This is a genomic window from Rummeliibacillus sp. SL167 (assembly GCF_007896505.1).
Taxonomy (GTDB): Bacteria; Bacillota; Bacilli; order Bacillales_A; family Planococcaceae; genus Rummeliibacillus; species Rummeliibacillus suwonensis.
The window spans coordinates 2,506,172-2,527,431 of the sequence record NZ_VCBM01000001.1 but is presented as its reverse complement, the minus strand read 5'-3'; the positions used below and the strand labels follow the sequence as shown (position 1 = coordinate 2,527,431).

Annotated in this window: 17 protein-coding genes and 1 riboswitch; of the genes, 14 read left to right on the top strand and 3 right to left on the bottom strand. The window is 36.0% G+C overall.

The features are described 5' to 3' along the window. Positions 1-1,205: 1,205 nt before the first annotated feature. The 3 genes from FEZ13_RS11355 to FEZ13_RS11345 all read left to right on the top strand — a co-directional run bounded on the left by FEZ13_RS11355 (position 1,206) and on the right by FEZ13_RS11345 (position 4,350). Positions 1,206-2,066, top strand: a complete 861-nt coding sequence (locus tag FEZ13_RS11355; RefSeq protein ID WP_146552821.1) for an ABC transporter ATP-binding protein — start codon at positions 1,206-1,208, stop codon at positions 2,064-2,066. A 2-nt stretch (positions 2,067-2,068) separates the two neighbouring features. After that, positions 2,069-2,716 (top strand): ABC-2 transporter permease, encoded by a 648-nt coding sequence (locus FEZ13_RS11350; RefSeq protein WP_146552688.1) that lies wholly within the window; start codon positions 2,069-2,071, stop codon positions 2,714-2,716. A 413-nt stretch (positions 2,717-3,129) separates the two neighbouring features. Beyond that, the gene (locus FEZ13_RS11345) at positions 3,130-4,350 is read left to right on the top strand and encodes an EAL-associated domain-containing protein (RefSeq protein WP_255473119.1); all 1,221 of its coding nucleotides are present in this window, start codon (positions 3,130-3,132) and stop codon (positions 4,348-4,350) included. Between the two features lie 564 nt (positions 4,351-4,914). Here the strand turns inward: FEZ13_RS11345 and FEZ13_RS11340 are convergent. Genes FEZ13_RS11340 through FEZ13_RS11330 form a run of 3 tightly spaced genes read right to left on the bottom strand, consistent with a single transcriptional unit; the run spans position 4,915 to position 6,009 of the window. Continuing rightward, complete coding sequence (locus tag FEZ13_RS11340; RefSeq protein ID WP_146550858.1) at positions 4,915-5,484, bottom strand: manganese catalase family protein; 570 nt, start codon at positions 5,482-5,484, stop codon at positions 4,915-4,917. Positions 5,485-5,525: 41 nt separating this feature from the next. Further along, positions 5,526-5,789, bottom strand: coding sequence for a spore coat protein CotJB (locus tag FEZ13_RS11335; RefSeq protein WP_146550857.1), 264 nt, complete (start codon positions 5,787-5,789; stop codon positions 5,526-5,528). 1 nt (position 5,790) lies between these two features. Then, positions 5,791-6,009, bottom strand: coding sequence for a spore coat associated protein CotJA (locus tag FEZ13_RS11330; protein ID WP_146550856.1), 219 nt, complete (start codon positions 6,007-6,009; stop codon positions 5,791-5,793). A gap of 304 nt (positions 6,010-6,313) precedes the next feature. Here FEZ13_RS11330 and FEZ13_RS11325 point away from each other — a divergent pair, with 304 nt between their 5' ends. The 11 genes from FEZ13_RS11325 to FEZ13_RS11280 all read left to right on the top strand — a co-directional run bounded on the left by FEZ13_RS11325 (position 6,314) and on the right by FEZ13_RS11280 (position 21,245). Beyond that, positions 6,314-6,487 (top strand): hypothetical protein, encoded by a 174-nt coding sequence (locus FEZ13_RS11325; RefSeq protein WP_255473117.1) that lies wholly within the window; start codon positions 6,314-6,316, stop codon positions 6,485-6,487. A gap of 14 nt (positions 6,488-6,501) precedes the next feature. Beyond that, positions 6,502-6,717 carry a hypothetical protein gene (locus FEZ13_RS11320; protein ID WP_146552687.1) on the top strand — a complete coding sequence of 72 codons (216 nt, stop codon included), beginning with the start codon at positions 6,502-6,504 and terminating at the stop codon, positions 6,715-6,717. A gap of 402 nt (positions 6,718-7,119) precedes the next feature. Beyond that, positions 7,120-7,257, top strand: a complete 138-nt coding sequence (locus FEZ13_RS19550; protein WP_186725852.1) for a hypothetical protein — start codon at positions 7,120-7,122, stop codon at positions 7,255-7,257. A 432-nt stretch (positions 7,258-7,689) separates the two neighbouring features. Beyond that, positions 7,690-8,850 (top strand): endonuclease Q family protein, encoded by a 1,161-nt coding sequence (locus FEZ13_RS11315; RefSeq protein ID WP_146552819.1) that lies wholly within the window; start codon positions 7,690-7,692, stop codon positions 8,848-8,850. Between the two features lie 168 nt (positions 8,851-9,018). Further along, a complete protein-coding gene (gene tnpA / locus FEZ13_RS11310; RefSeq protein WP_146551549.1) occupies positions 9,019-9,495 on the top strand; it encodes an IS200/IS605 family transposase in 477 nt (158 codons plus the stop codon). Positions 9,496-10,191: 696 nt separating this feature from the next. After that, on the top strand, positions 10,192-12,114 hold the full coding sequence (locus tag FEZ13_RS11305; RefSeq protein WP_146552686.1) for an acyltransferase family protein: 1,923 nt from the start codon (positions 10,192-10,194) through the stop codon (positions 12,112-12,114). Between the two features lie 421 nt (positions 12,115-12,535). Then, entirely contained in the window at positions 12,536-13,924 is a 1,389-nt protein-coding gene (locus tag FEZ13_RS11300; RefSeq protein WP_146552685.1) for a protoporphyrinogen oxidase, read from the top strand. 142 nt (positions 13,925-14,066) lie between these two features. Then, positions 14,067-14,729 carry a class A sortase gene (locus tag FEZ13_RS11295; RefSeq protein WP_186725851.1) on the top strand — a complete coding sequence of 221 codons (663 nt, stop codon included), beginning with the start codon at positions 14,067-14,069 and terminating at the stop codon, positions 14,727-14,729. Between the two features lie 117 nt (positions 14,730-14,846). Continuing rightward, positions 14,847-14,945, top strand: a riboswitch (SAM riboswitch). Positions 14,946-15,192: 247 nt separating this feature from the next. Beyond that, complete coding sequence (locus FEZ13_RS11290; protein ID WP_146552683.1) at positions 15,193-17,052, top strand: bifunctional homocysteine S-methyltransferase/methylenetetrahydrofolate reductase; 1,860 nt, start codon at positions 15,193-15,195, stop codon at positions 17,050-17,052. After that, entirely contained in the window at positions 17,033-20,467 is a 3,435-nt protein-coding gene (gene metH, locus FEZ13_RS11285) for a methionine synthase (protein ID WP_146552682.1), read from the top strand. The genes FEZ13_RS11290 and metH overlap by 20 nt, the downstream gene beginning before the upstream one ends. 400 nt (positions 20,468-20,867) lie before the next feature. After that, positions 20,868-21,245: a fatty acid desaturase family protein gene (locus FEZ13_RS11280; RefSeq protein WP_146552681.1), complete on the top strand. Its 378-nt coding sequence runs from the start codon at positions 20,868-20,870 to the stop codon at positions 21,243-21,245. The last annotated feature ends 15 nt before the right edge of the window (positions 21,246-21,260 follow it).

The following is a 21,260-nucleotide window of genomic DNA, read 5'->3' as shown; positions in this document are numbered from 1 at the left end:
CCTATCGTGAAAGATATTACACACTCTCACCTTACGGGCGGTATGATGTAATATCAAGGGTCTAGACGACATTTAACTAAGTTTAAATTAGTCTAAATTTAAGCCATGTATTACTTCTCATAGAGAAGTAGTGTTACTCACAAATTAATCGTAAAGCAACAACCACTTCTCATAAATTAGAGAGGTGGTTGTTTTTATTATAAAGGGAAATTACCTATAAAAGGGAAAAAATATTCGTTGAAGGATCTCTATAAAAATGAAAAATTAAATATTAGAAGGTACTAAGGGAAAAATGGTAAAGCTGGTGTAGACATACATTATGCAAACCATGGTAATCCTAAAAACATCCTAAATTATCTTATCGACATAAATGGGGATATAATTCCAAAGGAAACTAGGCATCTGCTAAGGAATACTAAAACAATGAAAGTAAAGAGGTGAAATAAGTGAGCGACAAAGAGTGAAAAGAATTTAGAGAAGGAATAGTAAACGAAGAACAAGAATTAAACTTTTTTTATAAATCGGAAGAGTGGTGGATAAGTCGACTATATGGCGAAGAAAAAAGCTATTTATTGACTCGTTCAAAAGATTCGTATATACAGGAATTTCGGACGGCCAAAGAGTTATTTGAAAATGGGATGATCGACGGAAAGAAATTTAAGGAGAGAGTACCTGATTTGAAGTGGTGAAGAATATACATACCTAGGTATGTATGAACAATTCAAAGTATTGGAAAATAGTTAGTATCCTTGAGAAGGACAATCCTTCTTTGTATTCCTTAAGAAATTTGATAGCGACATTAGTGCCTAAAATCATAGAAAAAGAAGGTCTCAAATGTGTTTAATGAAGGTGTAGAGATTGCATAGAAAAAAACGGTCTTTGCCTTGTGTCTAGAAATTTGGCATAGTTCCAAATTATGAAGACGGAAAATACGTTAGTTATATTCTTTTAAAAGATAGGTTGATTTAATAATAACTTTTTTATCATTGATCCCTCTTTAACGGCAGTAAGACCCCCACCTCAAGGTTTAGAGAGAAACGAGAAAGATAGGTGGGAGAACAACTGCCCGTAAAAGTCCAATTGGTTCAGCTAACCATCAGTGGGAGATGAAGAAAACCCCCACTGATGGAAGCTTCACTTTATCAAGAATTCTCCAAAATAAATATTCTTGCAGTTTGCAATATGAGAAAGGGGAGAGAAGAATAATGTGTTCACTTCTAGAAGTTGAAAATCTAAATAAAAGTTTTGAAAATTTTCAATTGAAAGAAATTAGTTTCTCGATTCACAAGGGGAGTATTATTGGATTCATTGGAATTAATGGATCAGGAAAAACTACTACAATTAAATCAATACTTGGTCTAGTCGCAAAGAATTCTGGAAAAATAAAATTTTTAGGGGAAGATATAGAACGGCACGAAAGAAAAATAAAAGATCAAATTGCTTTTGTTTTAGACGAAGGGTATTTTTATGAAGAACTAACTTTAAAAGAAATGAAAAATATTATTGCTCCTAGTTATCAAAGTTGGGATGAAAAGCTGTTTATGAGTTATATAAATCGATTTGATCTAAAGCTAAATCAAAAAATAGCAACTTTATCTAAAGGAATGAAAATGAAGTTCGCACTTTCCCTAGCACTTTCACATCATGCAAAATTATTAATTATGGATGAACCAACAAGCGGATTAGATCCACTTGTCAGAAGTGAGTTATTGGATATTCTTGTAGAGTTTATGAAAAAGAAAGGAAACAGTGTTTTCTTTTCTACTCATATTACCTCCGATTTAGATAAAATAGCTGATACAATTATTTTAATAGATGACGGAAAAATTATATTAGATGCCAAGAAAGAAAATCTTCTAAAAAGTTTTGCACTCATAAAGGGGAATAGAAGCTATATAAACGATCAAACACGAAAATTATTTGTACGATTAAATGTAAAAGGAAATATATTTGAAGGGTTCACTGATAAAAAAAGTGCGGTTCGAGAAAATATGCCTGACGTTTTAATTGAAGCTCCTACTATAGAAGATATTATGCTCGCATATATTGAAGAAGGGAGGAGATAGTCATGCTGATTAATCTAGTTTTCAAGGATTTCCTGTTGGTGAAAAAGCACCTTCTATTTTTATTTCTTTTTACAATCTTTCTCCCTATTTATGTGACTTCACAATTGAATGTTCCCAATAAAGGATTTATTGTTTTCTTTACCCTAGTGATTATGTTGGAGTATGGTTTGTATAGTCAAGTATCTAAAATTGAAGATTCTTCTAAAGGGGCGGCTTTTATCTGTGCAACTCCATATACGAGAAAGTCTTTTGTAGAATCAAAATATTTATTTTTGCTTATTGTATTTATGTTTGTAGTTGTTATTCAAATGATAACGTCTTTTTTAGTACCAGCAGTTGCAGATGGTATAACAATCAGCAATATTGGAGGTACATTTTTAGCTGTCAGCATTACGTTTAGTATTTTAATTCCTCTTCAATTTAAATTTGGATTCGATAATATTAAAATTATTTTGTATTCTTTTATTATACTAACGCCTTTTATTTTTCCAACCATTATGCGGTGGTTTGAATCACATAACTTTAAATTTTCATTTAATCTTTCACTTCCTTATCATGCTCAATTATGGATACCTTATTTTTTAGCAGTTATGATTGCTTTTATATCCGTGCACCTATCCATTCATATTTTCTCAGAGAAAGATTTATAGTCACTAATAATTGGATATGGATACTTAAAATTTATTTTTTTATTTCATGTATGTTAGTTATCCAATGTTATTTATACTAATAAGCAGTTTCAAAAATAGTTTGTCAACACTAAACTATCCAATTTTTATGAGGTCGGTAACTTGAATCCATTTTGTACTGAGTAATATATACGGAATTTTCCGTTTTCACAAAGCCTGACTATTTGTTATTTCAATTTGACTGTAAAAGTTTGATGCTGACGAGATATAATTGCATACTCCATTCAATTGTTAAAGTAATGTCCTGAATTTTATCTTTTTGTCCAACATAGTACACACTATCCATTTTTAATAGGCTCCAAAAATAAAAGAATAAAAAATGTGTCAATGCTTGTGACTAAAAAGTAAGATATAATAAGGGGGAGTACGTTAGAATGGGGGATCAGCAGATGGATGTTCTTGACCTTCTCGATCGATTGGATGAAATCGAAATATTATTTGAGCCAATTTTTAGTGCAGATGAGCATGTTATTGTGGCCTATGAAGTAATCGGCCAACTTATGAAAGATGATCAACACTTTAACATTGTTGAATTTACATATGACGAAACAGTTCCAGCTGATATTCGTGCAGAAGTGGAATTGATCATGATTAAAAAAGCGATAGAAATCTCAACTGATGCATTGCAAGAAACAAATCTTTATATACCATGTAATCCGAATTTATTGATGATGGATTTTGGTGAAGCGTATTTTAAAATGTTAACAGACATGGTAGAAGAGAGTCTTTTACCACATATTTACTTAGAAATGCCAATGCAAAAGTTTAATGGGGATCTTGATCAATTCCGACACCCTATTTATTATATTAAAACATACGGGGTCAAAACGGTTATAGCTGATATCGGACCAGATAGTAATTTGGATCAAATTCTACTTTTGGAGCCCTCTGTGTTGAAAATGGAAGTAAGCGGACTTGATTATGATGCCTGGGGTGCTCAAAATCATATGTTTGCAACGATTCAATCGATCGCTGTCAAAATGGGAGCAGCATTCATGTTCGATAATATCAAAACAAGCTATGAATTGCATTATGCATGGAAAAACGGAGCGCGCTATTTTAAGGGTTCCTATTTAGAAAAACCATCCAAACAATTTATTGATCGTAATATATTGAAAATGCGTTTTCGCAGTGAATGTCAGCAATTTATTTCGACAGAGAAAAAAATCTTAGCATTGAAGTACGAGGAAATGAATAATCTCCAAAAGAATATTACATCTATGGTGAAACAAATCAATCCAACAAGTGCAAATGTTGAAAGCCTGATTGAATTAGCTGAAGGATTAGAGGAATATGCTTTTCGATTATATATTTGTAATGATGAAGGCTTTCAAACTTCGCCTAATATTGTCAGGTTAAAAAATGTATGGAATATAGAGGAAGAGGCGATCGGCAAGAATTGGAGCTGGCGACCTTACTTTTTATTAAATATTATTAAGCTACGAAATAATTCAAAGGGCGATTTATCAAGCATTTATAGTGATATTCAGACTGGAGAACTGACTCGTACCTATTCAATGGCTTTAAACGATGAGGAATTTTTATTTGTCGATATTACGTATAGTTATTTAACGAAGCATAATATTGTCAATTAAAATAACAGGCGTGCTGATGAGGAAAATAGGATAATCAACACACCTGTAAATATCAAGCGAAACTTTAATCAGTGGGGGTTTTCTTCATCCCCCACTGAAATAGAAGAACTTAAGTGAAAAGTGACACGTCCTGTGGCGACACCTGAGTGATTAACATCCTTGCCCGCCTGAACTAATTGGGCGCATGCGGCAGTTATCCCCCATAAACCTTGAGGTGGGGGTCTTACTGCCCGGTAACGCGGGATAAAAAGTTTAGAGATATGCGATGTAAAGAGCAAGAAAAAGAAGGGACTCAACTGCCTGAAAAGCCTGATTGGTTCAACCAACTATCACCCAGTTTGGAGTTTCTATTTTATCCCGCATGAAAAGGCAGTAAGATCCCTCGCGATAAGACTCCCGTAAAAAGCAAGAGAAGAAGAAGGGCTTAACTGCCAGTAAAAGCTCGATGGGTTCAATTCATCTCCAGTGAAGAGATAAAGAAAACCCTCACTGTATGAAGTTTCAATTTAAACGTAGGCAATTTACCTTTTAAGGCTGTTCTTAAATGAGAAGAATCTTTCCGAATTAGTAGAATTGTTTTTTATCGCGTTCTTCTTTCAAGATTTCAACTGCCTCTCTAAAACGAAGTGAGTGTACGATTTCTCTTTCACGAAGATACTTCAGACCGTCATTTAAATCTGGATCATCTGACAGATCGATAATCCATTGGTAAGTTGCACGCGCTTTTTCCTCCGCAGCGATATCTTCATATAAATCGGCAATTGGATCGCCTTTTGCCTGAATATAAGTTGCGGTAAATGGGACACCTGAAGCATTACTATAAAAGAGTGCGCTATCATGATTAACATAATGATCGCCAAGTCCAGCAGCCTTTATCTGTTCGGGTGTTGCGTCTTTTGTTAGTTTATAGACCATTGTAGCGATCATTTCAAGATGTGCAAATTCTTCAGTACCTATATCATTTAAAAGACCTATCACTTTATCTGGGATCGTATAACGTTGATTTAAGTATCTTAGAGCAGCAGCTAACTCGCCATCAGCTCCACCATATTGTTCAATTAAAAATTTTGCTAATCGAGGATTACACTCCCTTACCTTTACGGGATATTGTAGCTTTTTTTCGTAATACCACATTCATATTTCCTCCTATCACTTATTCGAATTTGATCAGCTACTTATACTTGCCAAGGCCAAGGAGTATCGATCCAGTCCCATGGATAATTTGAAAAACTCTTTCCAAAATGCATGAGCGGGCCAAAACGTTTTTCAAATTCAATTTTCATTTCCATGCTTTTTAAAGAAGCGTCATTGAATTGTTGAATAGCTTCAAAATCATTTGGGTGAGTATCTAAGTATAAATTCAATTCAACAATCACAAAGTCATTTGCTTGAATTTCCTCGAGCATCTGATAGAACTCAGGAGGTAATTTTTTAGTCATCTTATTTCCCCTTTTTTTCTGGATTCGGATAAGGGCTGAAAAGATCTGGCCAAAGTGTGCCGCAGTGTAGCGCTTGTCTTGCGGTTGGATATTGTGGCAGTCCCGGTGGTTGGAATGGTATATACAGTTGTGGTGGAGTGGAGTAACTTTTTACGCGTATGGGTTTACAAGGATCGAATGGACTTACATAAGGCTTCCAATATTTAAATTGTGTAAACATATAAACCTCCTTTCTATTTTATTAGCATCATTGCATTTATATGAATACAGCTTAGGCATTATACGTTATTTGTCCTTCAATGTTGAATATTGTAAAAATGTTCTGCGCGAGATTGCTGGACTATTAGGTTCTGAAGAGGTTTAGATGAAGGACGCCATATAATTGTCGGTATACCGCATGTATTTTGTCGTTGCGATGTTGGAATTATGAATGATACCCTTTTTATTGCAGTTTTTCAGATACTCAAGTTTCAAAAGGCACCTTTAAATCTTGCATGATTGGTGCATTAAAAGATTATTTTGGAGTGGCACTAGTTGAAGCTGCTTTAACAGGTGGGCTATGGGGTTATTTGAAGAAAAAGGCTTATAAAGAAGCAGCTAAATTATTGGTGAAAATCGGTGTAGGAACAAATGCTGCAACTTTAGCTGCGACTTTAATTTATTACGGAGGTAAGTGTGCTTATAAATATGGAGTTTAGAGGGGGACCGACGAGTGAATTTAGATAAAAAGTTTTTTATTCTATTTTTTTTTGCAATTCCAATAGTTTTTGGTGTAATTTTTTCTCTGTGGGGAAAATTTTATTTAAATGAATCTATATGGATTAATCTTCAAAAAGGTTTTGAAATTTCCACATTGTATTATTTCGGATTAAGTTTAGTGTGGATAATCAATTTTGATAGTATAAAAAAATTAAATGAAAAGAAATGAGGCTAATTATATTTTCCACATTTCTTGAGTTTTCACATATTAGTTTTAGCGATAAAGCTTTATTAATTACAACTATAAAAATCAAGTTTTAGCACAAATGAAAAGAAAGCATTTTGAGTGAAAAAGAGAAAATGCTTTCTTTTTTTATGATGATTGTTGTATTTAATAATAATTAACTTGGTGTGTGGATATTCTGATTCACTAAAATATAGATAATTAGCTGACCGCTATTACAGTTTTTTGCCCTTCGTTTCGAATGGGGGAAATTGGATCATCAACATAACTGGGGAAAAATATTGAAATCATTTTGAACAATCCTTTCTTATGATAAAATTCGTCTATTTTTTATACATAATCATTATCTCAGAGCACAAGCTAATAGAAAAAGAAAGGAAGTAAAAAATGGAAGAAAACAAATATGCTAAACTGGATGATGAGCAGCTAAAAGAACTACAAGAGTTAGAAGAAAAATTCGGTTATACATTGATCGCATTTGATACAGGGAATGATCAAGGAGTCAATCAAGACGGTATATCATAAAGTGAAACTCCATCAGTGGGGTTTCCTTCATCCCCCACTGAACTAGAGGAACTTAAGTGAAAAGCGCCACGTCCTGGCAACACCTGAGGGACCAACATCTTGCTCGCCCGAACCAATCGGGTGGCATGCGGCAGTTGATCCCCTACCTATCTTTCTCGTTTCTCTCTAAATCTTGAGATGGGGTCTTACTGCCCGTTAAAGCGGGATAAAAGATCCATTGAAGCCTTGCAGGTATGCAGGGTTTTACTTTTGGACATGAATATGATTTACTTTGAAGTTATTAAAAGTGAAACTTCATCCGGTGGGGAGTTCCTTATTCCCTACTAGGTGTTTGTTTTATCAATTTGGTTTTTACAGATAGGCAGGATCTCTAGTTTATTATCCACAATCACATTACGTATCAATATGAGATAAAGGAAGTGGGATGCTTTGTTGAAAGATTTTTATACAGATTTACATATTCACATCGGACGTACGTGGAAAGGAAAGCCTGTTAAGATAACAGGTAGTAAAACATTAACACTTGAAAATATTTTGCATACAGCATCAGTGAAAAAAGGATTGGATATTGTCGGTGTTATTGATTGTCATTCTCCTGAGGTTTTGGAAGAAATGGCCTCTTTAATACAAGAACAAAAATTGATACAGCTAGATGGTGGAGGATTACGTTATAAAAACACTACACTTATTCCGGGTGTAGAAATCGAAGTGAATGATGATCATTGTTTAGGGCCTATACATGTTCTGGCATTTTTTAGATCTTGGCAAGCAATGCGAGAGTTTTCTGCATGGATGCAACATTATGTGAAGAATATGAACCTGAGCACACAAAGGATAAGGTGTGATGCAGTCACATTACAACATAAAGTACATGCGCTTAGTGGGATTTTTATCCCTGCACATGTTTTTACACCATTTAAAAGTGCATATGGTAAAGGAGTAAAAAAGAGCTTATCAGAAGTTTTTGATATGGAACAAATCGATGCGATCGAATTAGGATTAAGCTCGGATACAGATATGGTAAAAGGAATTAGCGAACTAGCAAAGTACACATTTGTCACAAATTCAGATGCACACTCACTTGGAAAAATGGCTCGTGAATATCAAAAAATCCACATGCAAGCGCCTACTTTTGATGAATTGCAAAAAGCTTTGAAGGAAGAAGAAGGACGTGAGATTCTCACTAATTATGGGCTTAATCCGCTTTTAGGAAAATATCATGAAACGGCCTGTGCAGATTGTGGATATCGTACTTCTCTATCGCCATGCCCAAATTGTGGTGGCAAGCATCTTGTAAAAGGTGTAGCGGTGAGGGTAAAGGAGCTAACAGACACCCATCAAAATTTACGAAAACGCCCTCCTTATATTCACCAAGTTCCTCTCGACTTTATACCTGGTATCGGTAAGAAAACGATCGAAAAACTATTACTGACTTTTGGTACGGAAATGAGGATTTTACATGAAGTGTCGAAAGAGGACTTAGAGGAAGTAGTCCCAACGAAAATTGCTGCATTGATCGACAAAGGTAGGAATGGACAGCTCTCACTCATTACTGGTGGCGGTGGAGTATATGGCAAGGTGAAAACGGAATAGAGGGGATGCCGAGAAGTGGCTCAAGCCCCTCTATCATTTATTGTAGAATTGAAAACCCCTTGCTATGCGAGGGGTTCTAAAAAGCTTTTAGCTATGGACAGAAAAAAAACCCCGGTCGTACAATGGAGTTAGGTCTAGCCAACCGACTCTGTACGAAAGGGGATCCAAATGGATAATAAAAGTTTAGCACATACAACATGGAATTGTAAGTATCACATTGTTTTTGCACCAAAATATAGAAGACAAATTATATACGGAAAGATAAGAGCAGATGTAGGAAAAATATTACGCCAATTATGTGAAAGAAAAGGCGTTGAAATAATAGAAGCAGAGGCTTGCCCTGATCATATTCATATGCTGGTAAGTATTCCACCGAAATTAAGTGTTTCATCCTTTATGGGCTATTTAAAAGGAAAAAGTAGTTTAATGATTTTCGACCGACATGCAAACTTAAAATATAAATATGGAAATCGGAAGTTTTGGTGTCGTGGATTCTATGTAGATACAGTAGGCCGGAACAGAAAAGTGATACAAGAGTATATAAAAAATCAATTGCAGGAAGATATTTTGGAGGATCAAATGACGATGAAAGAATTCATTGATCCTTTCACAGGTGAGGAAGTAAAACCTAAAAAGAGGAAATAAATAGAACCACTTTAGTGGTAGTGTGAGAACGGAGTGCGGTTGGCGGACCTTTCAGTATGTCTTTAGACATGGGCCAGTACCCCAGCGTTTCACGCGCAGAGCAAACCACCAGTTATACTGGTGGCTCTGATTTTCTATTCTACATAGCAGACATTAAGATCTCGCTAGATGAGGGCTTCATTTCATGAAAGCGGGATTTTTTTATGACAATAATCAGTCGAACTCTTACATTTTATGGGAGTTGAGTAAATGTCATATAGTCACCTTCTTTGGCTATGCTAGAAGTAAATAGTATCATATAGTTATGAGAAATACAGGAAAAATGGAGTTCTTATGTTTCTGTATTATAAGGGATAAAAAGTATAGTTTGCTTAATGGTTTTACGACATTGGTAACTTGTGATTCTTTCTAAATTCCTGCACAATAGAATATGTGACAATTGAACGAGTTTTGTCAAAATAAACTATATTTTCAGGTGTGTTGATGATAATAGTATTTTTGAAACTAAATTTGTAAAAGAAAGTCGTATGAAATTAGTAGATTTTCTTTTTTTAAATTATATAAATGAAAAAAGTTTGTTTAAAAAGATTTAGAAAAATTCTCTCACTTCAAGCGACAGCTAGGTGGAGGGAGTTAACATCTAATAGGATGGATCTATAAGATAAGCTTTTTGTTGCAAGTAGGAGGGTATCTTTTATGCCGGAACCGGTGAAAAAAGATCACAGATACATAAGTGGTTTAGACGGTCTGAGGGCTGTATCGGTAATTGCAGTTATATTATATCATTTGCATGTTAGTGGAATGGTAGGAGGCTATTTAGGAGTTACCGTATTTTTTGTATTATCAGGTTATTTGATTACAGACTTGTTGATCAATGAATATGAAAAGTATGGAACCATTGATTTGAAAAATTTCTGGATACGGAGATTTAGAAGATTAATCCCTGCCTTATTCATTATGTTAATATTAATAGGCTTTTGGATTACGTTATTTCAACGATCATTTCTAACGGGACTGCGGTCAGAAATATTGGCTGCTGCTTGTTATGTTAGCAACTGGTTTTATGTTGTACAAGATCATTCTTATTTTACGAAGTTTTCACCGCCATCTCCTTTACAACATCTGTGGTCACTAGCAGTAGAGGAACAATTCTATATTATATGGCCTCTTATCCTTATTATTTCTTTCTATTTTGTCCGTCAAAAGGGAAAATTCGCATTGTGGATTCTTGGAGGAGCATTCCTGTCGGCTATCGTGATGGCCATTATGTTTACGCCTAATGAAGATCCAAGCCGTGTTTACTATGGTACAGATACGCGGGTGTTTTCTTTACTGATAGGAGCGGCATTGGCATTAGTATGGTCAAGTAAAAAGCTTAAAGCAAATGTCACGGATGAAGCAAAGCAATTATTGAATGGTGTTGGGGCAGTTAGTTTCTTCCTCCTTTTGCTGATGTTTGTTTTCATGCACGAGGAAGGACCGTTTTTATATTATGGTGGTATGTTTTTAGCCTCCATTGTGTCGGCTATCTTGATCGCAACGATTGTACATCCTGCAAGTCGTATAGGGGATGTGTTGAGTTTTAAGCCGCTATTATGGATCGGCGTACGATCATATGGCATATATATTTGGCATTTTCCAATAGTTGTATTACTGGGAGCAGGTATAGATGGAGTGGATGTTCCACTTTGGAAATCCTTTTTAATCATTGCCTTAACACTTTTGTTAGCTGAACTTTCTTGGCGATTTGTCGAAAACCCTGTTCGAAGGGGCGAATGGAGGATTTGGTTCCATAAGTTCCAAACTCACGAATGGTCTTGGAATTGGAAAGAATGGGCATTACCTTATCGAATTGGTTCTGCATTTATGGGTTGTATTATGATAATTTTTGTGATGGGTATGGTGTTTACTCCTACTGAAAAGCAGACTAGTAGTGGTGCACTAGAAGAACATCTGAAAGAAGAACAGAAAAAATTAGACACAGCAAAAGAAGTAGCCTCAAGCACTAAATCAGAGAAGGTAGAAAAGGAAGATGTAGCTAAAAAGGGTGAAGTTACGAAACAGCAACAACCAAAAGCTACAGCTGAGGCGGCAACTAAACAGAAAAAAACACGACAAGAGATTGAAGCGATGAAAGTGCCTTCATCGATTAGTGTTACAGCAATTGGAGATTCTGTTATGCTGAGTGCAGCTACTGCTCTCAAGCAGCAAATACCACAAATCGTCGTAGATGCAAAAGTGGGGCGCCAAGTATATGAGGCAACTGCTACTGTCAACAAGTTAAAGCAAAAAGGCCAGCTAGGGAGAGTTGTCGTTCTAGGATTAGGATCTAATGGAGATTTCAGTGGAACACAACTGAATGATTTACTGAAAGCCATAGGGAATGACCGTCATATTTATCTTGTGAATACACGTGTCCCACGCAATTGGCAGGATAATGTCAATCGTAAAATAGCCATAGCAGTCAAGCATCATAAAAATGTGAAGCTTATCGATTGGTATAGTGTGACGGATGGGCAAGATGATTTATTCTATGACGATCATATTCATCCAGACAAAGAGGGCGAAGAATACTATACAGCTTTGATTAGTAGAGAGATTGTCAAAGGTGAAAAATAATTCAGAGATTTTATGAGAATTACTATTACAAAAAATAAGAATAGTACAGTAAAAATGTGATATTTAAAATTGAATAAACAGAGAACCATTCAAAAAAGCCTTTTATGGTTAAAAAGGGATATGATATAGGTGAAGACCATATATATCATATCCCTTAAATTTTGAGGTTGGGATATCATAAAGCTAAGTTTTGACCTATCTATCAGCATGTTCAACTCATTTTGTCTGTAGAAAATGCTTTTCTGTAGTAAAATCAAATGTATATCAACTATATGTTGAAATAGAATAGTCCATTCTACTTTAAAATTCACATATTTCTTATAAACGTTGTGACCAAAATCATGGCGTCTATTTTTATGAAAGATTATACTGAAAAATGTCAAAAAGCGCATGATGTCGCTAAATGAAGGAGTTGAGCAACTTGAAAACAGTTGTCGTTGTCGGTGGAGGTATTACAGGTCTTTGTACAATGCACTATTTACAAAAACAAAAAAAAGAAAAAAATTTAGATATAAGGCTTGTATTAGTTGAAAAAAATGAATTTCTCGGCGGTAAAATACATTCAGAACATGATCAAGGTTTCATCATGGAAACAGGTGCCGACTCCATTGTTGCTCGTCACCAAAGTGTTATGCCACTTGTTCAAGAATTAGGTTTAGAAAATGACCTAGTTTACAATGGAACAGGTATTTCATATATATATACAAATAATACTCTGCATGCTATTCCAGCCGATAGTGTGTTTGGTATTCCAACAAGCATCGAATCGCTCAACAGTAGTACACTTGTATCGCCACAAGGCAAAAAAGAGGCTTTAAAAGATCTAGAGTTGCCTAATGACCGTTTTACAAAAGATAGTTCCATTGGTGAATTTCTTGAATATTTTTTAGGCAAAGAATTAGTGGAAAAGCAAATTGCACCAGTATTGTCTGGCGTGTACTCAGGTGATTTATACAAATTAACGATGGCTTCCACACTACCATATCTACTTGACTATAAGGAACAATACGGCAGTATTATCAAAGGCTTCGGTGCAAATCGCGAGCAGTTCCAAAAGTCAGCCAATAAAAAGTTCATCTCTTTTAAAAATGGTTTGTCACAATTGATTGATCGTTTAGAGGAAACATTGACGGATGTAGAATTCATCAAAGGTGTTGCAACGACAAATATAGAAAAACAAGGTCAACAATACATCTGTTCATTTGATAAGCATGAAGATATTGTTGCAGATTTTGTTGTGTTATCCACACCACATGCCGTGACGAGTGAAATTTTGAAAGATAAAGCAATAGATCAAGATTTAAATACGATCCATAATGCGTCTATTATAGCCGTCTATGTTGGTTTTGATATACCGGATGAAAACCTACCGGCGGATGGTACAGGTTATATTGTTTCTGAAAATAATGATGTAAAATGTAATGCTTGCACGTGGACAAGTCGTAAATGGAAGCATACATCGGAATCAGGCAACTTGTTAATTCGTGTATTTTATAAAAGTGCGAACCCCTTATTTAAAGATTTAAAACATTTAAGCGAAGAAGAAATAACAGCGATCGTATTGGATGATATCAGGAAATCATTAAAATTAAATGGAAAGCCAACTGTTGTAAATATTACAAAGTGGAATGATTTAATGCCGATTTATGGCATGGAGCATGCGGCAATGGTCAAATCTTTAAATGCTCAATTAGAAGAAAAATATCCTAATGTCCTTTTAGCTGGCTGCTCATACTATGGCGTTGGAATTGGTAGTTGTATCCAAAATGGTCAAGATACAGCACAGAAAATCGCTAGCCAATTAGTATAGAAAAATTATCACAAAAAATATTTATATATGACAAAATTCAAATGAACCAAGAGGGGGATTTTCCATTCTTGGTTTTTTGTTTGTCAAAATAGATGCGGGTATGTAAGATGGAAAGACAGAGAAGATGAAAGAGGTTCATAAGATGATCAGAAAATTATGGCTAGTGCTTGGGATCTTATTCCTTTTTATTGGATTCGTATTCATTTTTCAGAAACCAATAATGGGCTATTTAGTTGCCAATATGTCTGAAGAAACCATTCAAAAGTCGAATGTGAAAGAAATAGAAACATCACCTGATACAACATTTGATTTTAAAGAAGTGAAAAATATCGGTCTACAAGATGTCATCAATGCCCAAACAAAAAAGAAAGATGTTCATGCAATTGGAGCCATTAGTGTTCCAGATGTTCACCTACAGCTACCCATTGTTTATGGTATTTCGAATATCAATCTTACTATTGGCGCAGGAACGATGAAACGAGATCAAGTAATGGGACAGGGCAACTACGCTTTAGCTGGACATAACATGAATAATGGAAAAACTCTATTCAGCCCATTAACAAAAGCAAAAAAAGGTATGATGGTTTATATCACGGACTTTAAGAATATATATGAATATCAAATTTCAACGATGTTCATCGTTACACCTACACAAGTAGAAGTGATTGAAGATCAACAAGATGAAAAGTTACTTACATTAGTGACATGTAATTATAATGGTGAAAAACGTATGATTATTAGAGGAAAACTGATTAATAAACAAGCATACACAGATGATACAAAATATTTCAAGATAAGCAAATGAGTTAAGTGTGCTGATGGAGAAAAAATGTGCAATTATAACTCTATTTTTCATATTGTCTTGACGAAATTAAGATAAAGAGGTATGATTCTTTTAATTATTCTAACAATTAGATAACATTTCTTATCAAGAGAAGCTGAGGGACTGGCCCGAAGAAGCTTCAGCAACCAGCCAAATGGTCAGGTGCTAATTCCAGTGGAGTAATCCTGCAGATAAGAAGGGAATTAATAAATGATCATTCTAAAACCTTCTTATTTTGTAAGAAGGTTTTTTATTTTATTCTGCATGAATAGGTAGTAAGCTTTGCCACTCAGGGCTACAAATAATAGCCGAGTATGTGGGGATTCTCTGCCTGTAAAATGCCTGATCCGTCAACAAATATTCATTGGGATAGAGGCACATCTCCCATTGTGGAAAGTTGTGCTTTATAGTGACGGACTATTTAGAAAAAGAAAGGATGGACTATATGGGACTTTTAGAGAAACTTCAATCCCAAGTGCTAACTGCAGATGGTGCAATGGGGACATTATTATATTCATATGGTATCGACTATTGTTATGAGGAATTGAATGTTACAAAGCCAGAAGTTATTGAAAATATCCATCAGCAATACATTGATGCAGGTGCAGATATTATTCAGACGAATACTTATACAGCGAATGGCATCAAATTAGAACGTTATGGACTAGAAAATTCAGTGAAAGAGATTAACGAGGGTGCCATTCAAATTGCTAAAAGAGCAGCTTCAAAGGGTGGACAGTTTGTCTTAGGCACAATTGGTGGTATTCGAGGAATACGAAAAAGTGATGCAACTTTAGAAGAAATTATTCGATGTTTGGATGAACAAGCAGGTTATTTATTAGCGGGTAATCCAGATGGGTTATTGCTCGAAACTTATTATGATTTTGATGAACTTGCAGCATCCGTTAAGCATTTACGTAAAATAACGGATATTCCTATCATTTCTCAAGTATCTATGCATGAACCAGGGATATTGCAAAACGGTTTGTCTTTAAACGATGCGCTCCATCAATTAGAAGCGATTGGTGCAGATATCGTTGGAGTCAACTGTCGCCTTGGTCCCCACCATACCATTCAAGCGTTCGAAGATGTAGAGCTCCCTACAGAGGCTTTTCTTTCGGCTTATCCAAATGCAAGTTTACTGGATGTTGAAGATGGAAAAATTGTTTATGAGTCTGAGGCAGATTATTTCGGACGTTCTGCAGTTTTGCTAAGAGATCAAGGTGTACGCCTAATCGGCGGATGTTGTGGAACAACGCCTAAACACATAGCTGCCATGAAACATCGATTAGCAGATCTACCACCCATTTATCACAAAGTAGTCAAACATAAAGAAGTTATTCAAATTAAAGAGGCAGCAAAAGATCCCTATAAACCACTTCATGAAAAGGCCAAAAACGAACGTTCCATCATTGTTGAGCTCGATACACCTAAAAATTTAGAAATCGAGAAATTTATAAAGGGTTCAAAGGCTTTATACGAAGCTGGAGCAGATGCGATCACAATGGCGGATAACTCGCTTGCTTCACCGCGCATTAGCAATATAGCGATGGGCTCCATCTTAAAAATAAGCCATCATATTCGTCCGCTTGCTCATATTACTTGCCGTGACCGAAATTTAATTGGGTTGCAATCACATTTAATGGGGTTAAATGCTTTGGGAATTCATGATATTTTAGCTGTTACGGGAGATCCATCAAAAATTGGAGATTTTCCAGGTGCAACCAGCGTTTATGATGTATCAAGTATTGAACTTATTCAATTGATCAAACAATTAAACGAAGGTATTTCATTTTCAGGAAAGCCATTGCGGAAAAAAGCGAATTTTTCCATTGCTGCGGCATTCAATCCAAATGTTCGTGTCGTTGAGCGTGCGGTGGGGCGCTTGGAGAAAAAAATTGAAGCGGGGGCAGATTACTTCATCACACAGCCTGTTTATAGCAAGGAAAAAATAATCGAAGTATACGAAGCAACGAAGCATTTAGATACACCTATTTTCATTGGCATCATGCCCCTTACTAGTTTAAGAAACTCTGAATTCCTTCATCATGAGGTACCGGGTATCAAACTTTCAGAAAGTGTATTAGAACGTATGAGGGTAACAGGAGAAGATAAAGAAGCTGCAAAGGTAGAGGGAATCGCTATTGCAAAAGAGTTGATCGATACAGCGGCTGAACTGTTCAATGGTATTTATTTGATCACACCATTTATGCATTATGATATGTCAATCGAATTGATAAATTATATTCGCGAACTAGATTACAAGAGAGAGGAAGAAAGCAACTATGTCAAAGCATCTCATTGAGGAACGACTTAAAAATCATATTTTAGTATTAGATGGTGCTATGGGAACAATGTTGCAAAATGCAAATTTAACAGCAGCGGATTTTGGCGGAGAAGAGTATGAAGGCTGTAACGAATATTTGAACATCACACGCCCTGACGTTGTTGAATCGATTCACCGCGCATATCTTGAAGCAGGATCAGATGTTATTAGCACCAATACGTTTGGTGGCACACCAGTTGTTTTAAACGAATATCATTTAGGAGACCGAGCAGAGGAAATCAATAAAAAAGCCGTTGAAATTGCGAAGAAGGCGGCAAATGAGTTTTCAACTCCAGAATGGCCACGTTTTGTTGCAGGCTCTATGGGGCCAACAACCAAAACATTATCTGTAACAGGTGGCATTACCTTTGATGAGCTACAACATGATTTTTATATACAAGCAAAAGGGTTGATCGAAGGTGGAGCGGATGTTTTATTACTTGAAACAAGTCAAGATATGCTAAATGTAAAAGCAGGTACGCTTGGTATTAAGCAAGCTTTTGACGAGCTACATAAAACAATTCCTGTGATGATTTCGGGAACGATTGAGCCAATGGGGACAACGCTTGCTGGTCAGGGAATTGAAGCATTCTATATTTCCATTGAACATATTAAACCACTATCTGTTGGCTTGAACTGCGCGACAGGACCGGAATTTATGACGGACCATTTACGATCACTATCAGAAATTGCGACAAGCTATATTAGTTGTTATCCAAACGCGGGATTACCTGATGAAGAAGGGCATTATCATGAGACCCCTGAAACTTTATCTAAAAAACTTGCTGGTTTTGCAGATAAAGGTTGGCTAAATTTGGTAGGCGGATGTTGTGGCACAACGCCTGCTCATATTCGAGCAATACGCGAGGTTGTAAAGGACCGTAAGCCGCGTAAAAAGCCGGATCACGAACATGGTCATGTGGTTTCTGGTATTGACCCATTGATCTACGATGATTCTATGCGTCCATTATTTGTGGGTGAACGGACGAACGTTATCGGCTCTCGTAAATTTAAAAGGCTTATTGTGGAGGAAAAGTATGAAGAGGCCTCTGAAATTGCACGTGCGCAAGTAAAAAATGGCGCGCATGTTTTAGATATTTGTCTAGCGAACCCAGATCGTGATGAGTTGGAAGATATGAAAGAATTTATGAAAGAGGTTGTAAAGAAAGTAAAAGTGCCTTTTGTCATTGATTCAACCGATGAAAAGGTGATCGAAGAGGCCTTGAAATATTCACAAGGTAAAGCGATTATTAACTCGATTAACCTTGAAGATGGGGAAGAACGTTTCGAAAAAGTACTACCAATCGTCAAAAAATACGGTGCTTCTGTCGTAGTCGGAACCATTGATGAAAAAGGAATGGCAGTTGATCGTCATCGTAAGTTAGAAATCGCTGAACGTTCTTATGAATTATTGGTTCATAAATGGGGCATTTCACCAGAAGATATTATCTTTGATCCACTTGTTTTTCCAGTTGGAACAGGCGATGAACAATATATAGGATCAGCTACTGAGACCGTTGAAGGCATTCGTCTCATTAAAGAAAAATTGCCAAGAGCTTTGACCATACTTGGTGTAAGTAATGTTTCATTTGGATTGCCCCCAGTAGGACGTGAAGTATTAAATGCTGTTTACCTTTATAATTGTACACAAGCCGGTCTCGATTACGCGATTGTAAATACAGAAAAGATTGAGCGTTATGCTTCTATTCCTGAAAACGAAATCAAACTAGCGAATGATTTGTTATTTCATACAAATGATGAAACACTGGCTGTATTTACAGACTTTTATCGTGATAAAAAGAAAGAAAAAACAGAAGCAGACATTCCAAAAACTGTTCCAGAACGATTATCTTATTATATTGTTGAAGGAACAAAAGAAGGTCTTATTCCTGATCTACAAGCAGCCTTGGAAATGTATGATACACCGTTAGAGATTATTAATGGGCCACTAATGGCTGGTATGGCTACGGTTGGTAAGCTTTTTAATGACAATCAATTGATTGTTGCGGAAGTACTACAATCTGCAGGGGTTATGAAAGCTGCGGTCTCATTCCTTGAAGATTTCATGGAAAAAAAGGAAGATGATACGGGAAAGGGAAAAGTAATTCTTGCAACTGTAAAAGGCGATGTCCATGATATTGGGAAAAACCTTGTGGATATTATTTTAAGTAATAATGGCTATAAAGTGATTGATTTAGGTATTAAGGTTTCGCCTCAAGAACTTATAGAGGTCATTCGTACTGAAAAACCAGATATCGTTGGGCTATCAGGGTTACTTGTAAAATCTGCTCAGCAAATGGTTGTTACCGCACAAGATTTCAAAGAAGCGCAGATCAAAACACCTATTCTTGTGGGTGGTGCAGCATTATCTCGGAAGTTTGCAGACACAAAGATTGCTAAAGAATACGATGGTCCTGTGTTATATGCTAAAGATGCTATGCAAGGGCTTGAAATAGCAAACCGCCTGCAAAGTGCTGATAAAGAAAATCTATTATCCGAGTTGCATGCAGCACAGGAAAAACGAATGGCACAAGAAGCAAAAAGAGGAGAAAGAACAGCGGTTGCTGTAGCACCAAAACCAACTAAAACAGTACGCACAGATGTGCCAGTTTTTGTGCCACAGGATTTAATAAGACATATATTAAGAGATTATTCTGTTGCTTATCTACAACCATATGTGAATATGAGAACATTGATTGGCCATCACCTTGGTTTGAAAGGCTTTAACGAATCGATGCTTGAAAAAGGTGATGAAAGGGCCACTGAGTTATATGAATTGGTGACAGGATACTTGAATTCAGATATTTTAAGTCCTTCAGGTATATATCAATTCTTCCCTGCACAATCAGATGGGGATGATGTTATTATTTATGACCCTACGGATGCTAAAACGGAAATTGAACGTTTCACATTCCCTCGTCAACAAAAGGCACCATTCTTATGTTTAGCCGATTTCTTGAGATCAGTGGATAGTGGAGAAATGGATTATGTAGGATTTATGCAGGTAACAGCGGGACATGGTGTTCGAGAAGCAGCTACCCGTTTAAAAGAACAAGGAAAATTCTTAGAGAGCCATGCATTACAAGCAACAGCTTTGGAACTTGCAGAAGGCTTTGCTGAACGCCTTCACCAAGAAATGCGTGATTTCTGGGGATTCCCTGATGACACCGATTTTACGATGCGAGACCGATTTGCAGCAAAGTATCAAGGGCAACGTTTCTCATTTGGTTATCCAGCCTGTCCAAATTTGGAGGATCAAGAGAAATTATTTAAATTGATCAGACCAGAAGATATTGGTGTCCATTTGACAGAAGGTTATATGATGTCACCAGAAGCATCTGTCAGTGCTATTGTCTTTGCACATCCAGATGCACGATACTTTAATGTAGAATAAAATAAGGCAAAAACATATTAGCAGGAGTAGTACAAACTAGGGTTTGTGCTACTCTTTTTTTGATCTCATATTCGGATAAGTTATTGCCATTCTTTTCGCATACCTGCTGTTGGGATTATTAGTTCTTCACGATATTGACTGATGGCTCTCCTAGCTAATCGTATATTCTTTACCCATAGAATAAGGTGGTGAACTTTCTAATGTGTTGGGATGCATATTATTTCGCCATTCATTTAAGGTGACGGATTTGCTTTTGTTATTTGCTAAGAATCCATTATTACCTGTTTTTTATATTGGGTAATATGATAGTTGTCATATGATCATCATGACATCTATCTCTATTGGAAAGACAAAGAGGGAATTATGATAAGCGTAGCTATAAAAAGGCTAGGAGGGTTTTTTGACAAATCACGAAAAAACAAAACAGTTGAAAAAAGCGGTTATGACATATGCAACTTCTGATACGAGAAAAAGTATCATGCAAATAATTAATACAATATTGCCAATGCTTCTATTGTGGGTTGCTGCTTATTGGATCATCCCTTATACAGTACTAGGTGCTATTGGACTTAGTATATTAGCAGTGGGCTTTGTAGTACGTACATTTATCATTTTCCATGATTGTACACATGGATCTTTCTTTAAAAATAAAAGAGTTAATAATATTGTTGGGTTTAAAGTCGGTCAAAATAAAAAGAGAGTAGCGACTAAAATGTTACCTGTAGGTAGGACACTTGAAAAAAAGAGTGCCAGCCTGCAGGTATTTTTGTATACTTGAATGCAGAGTTTAGAG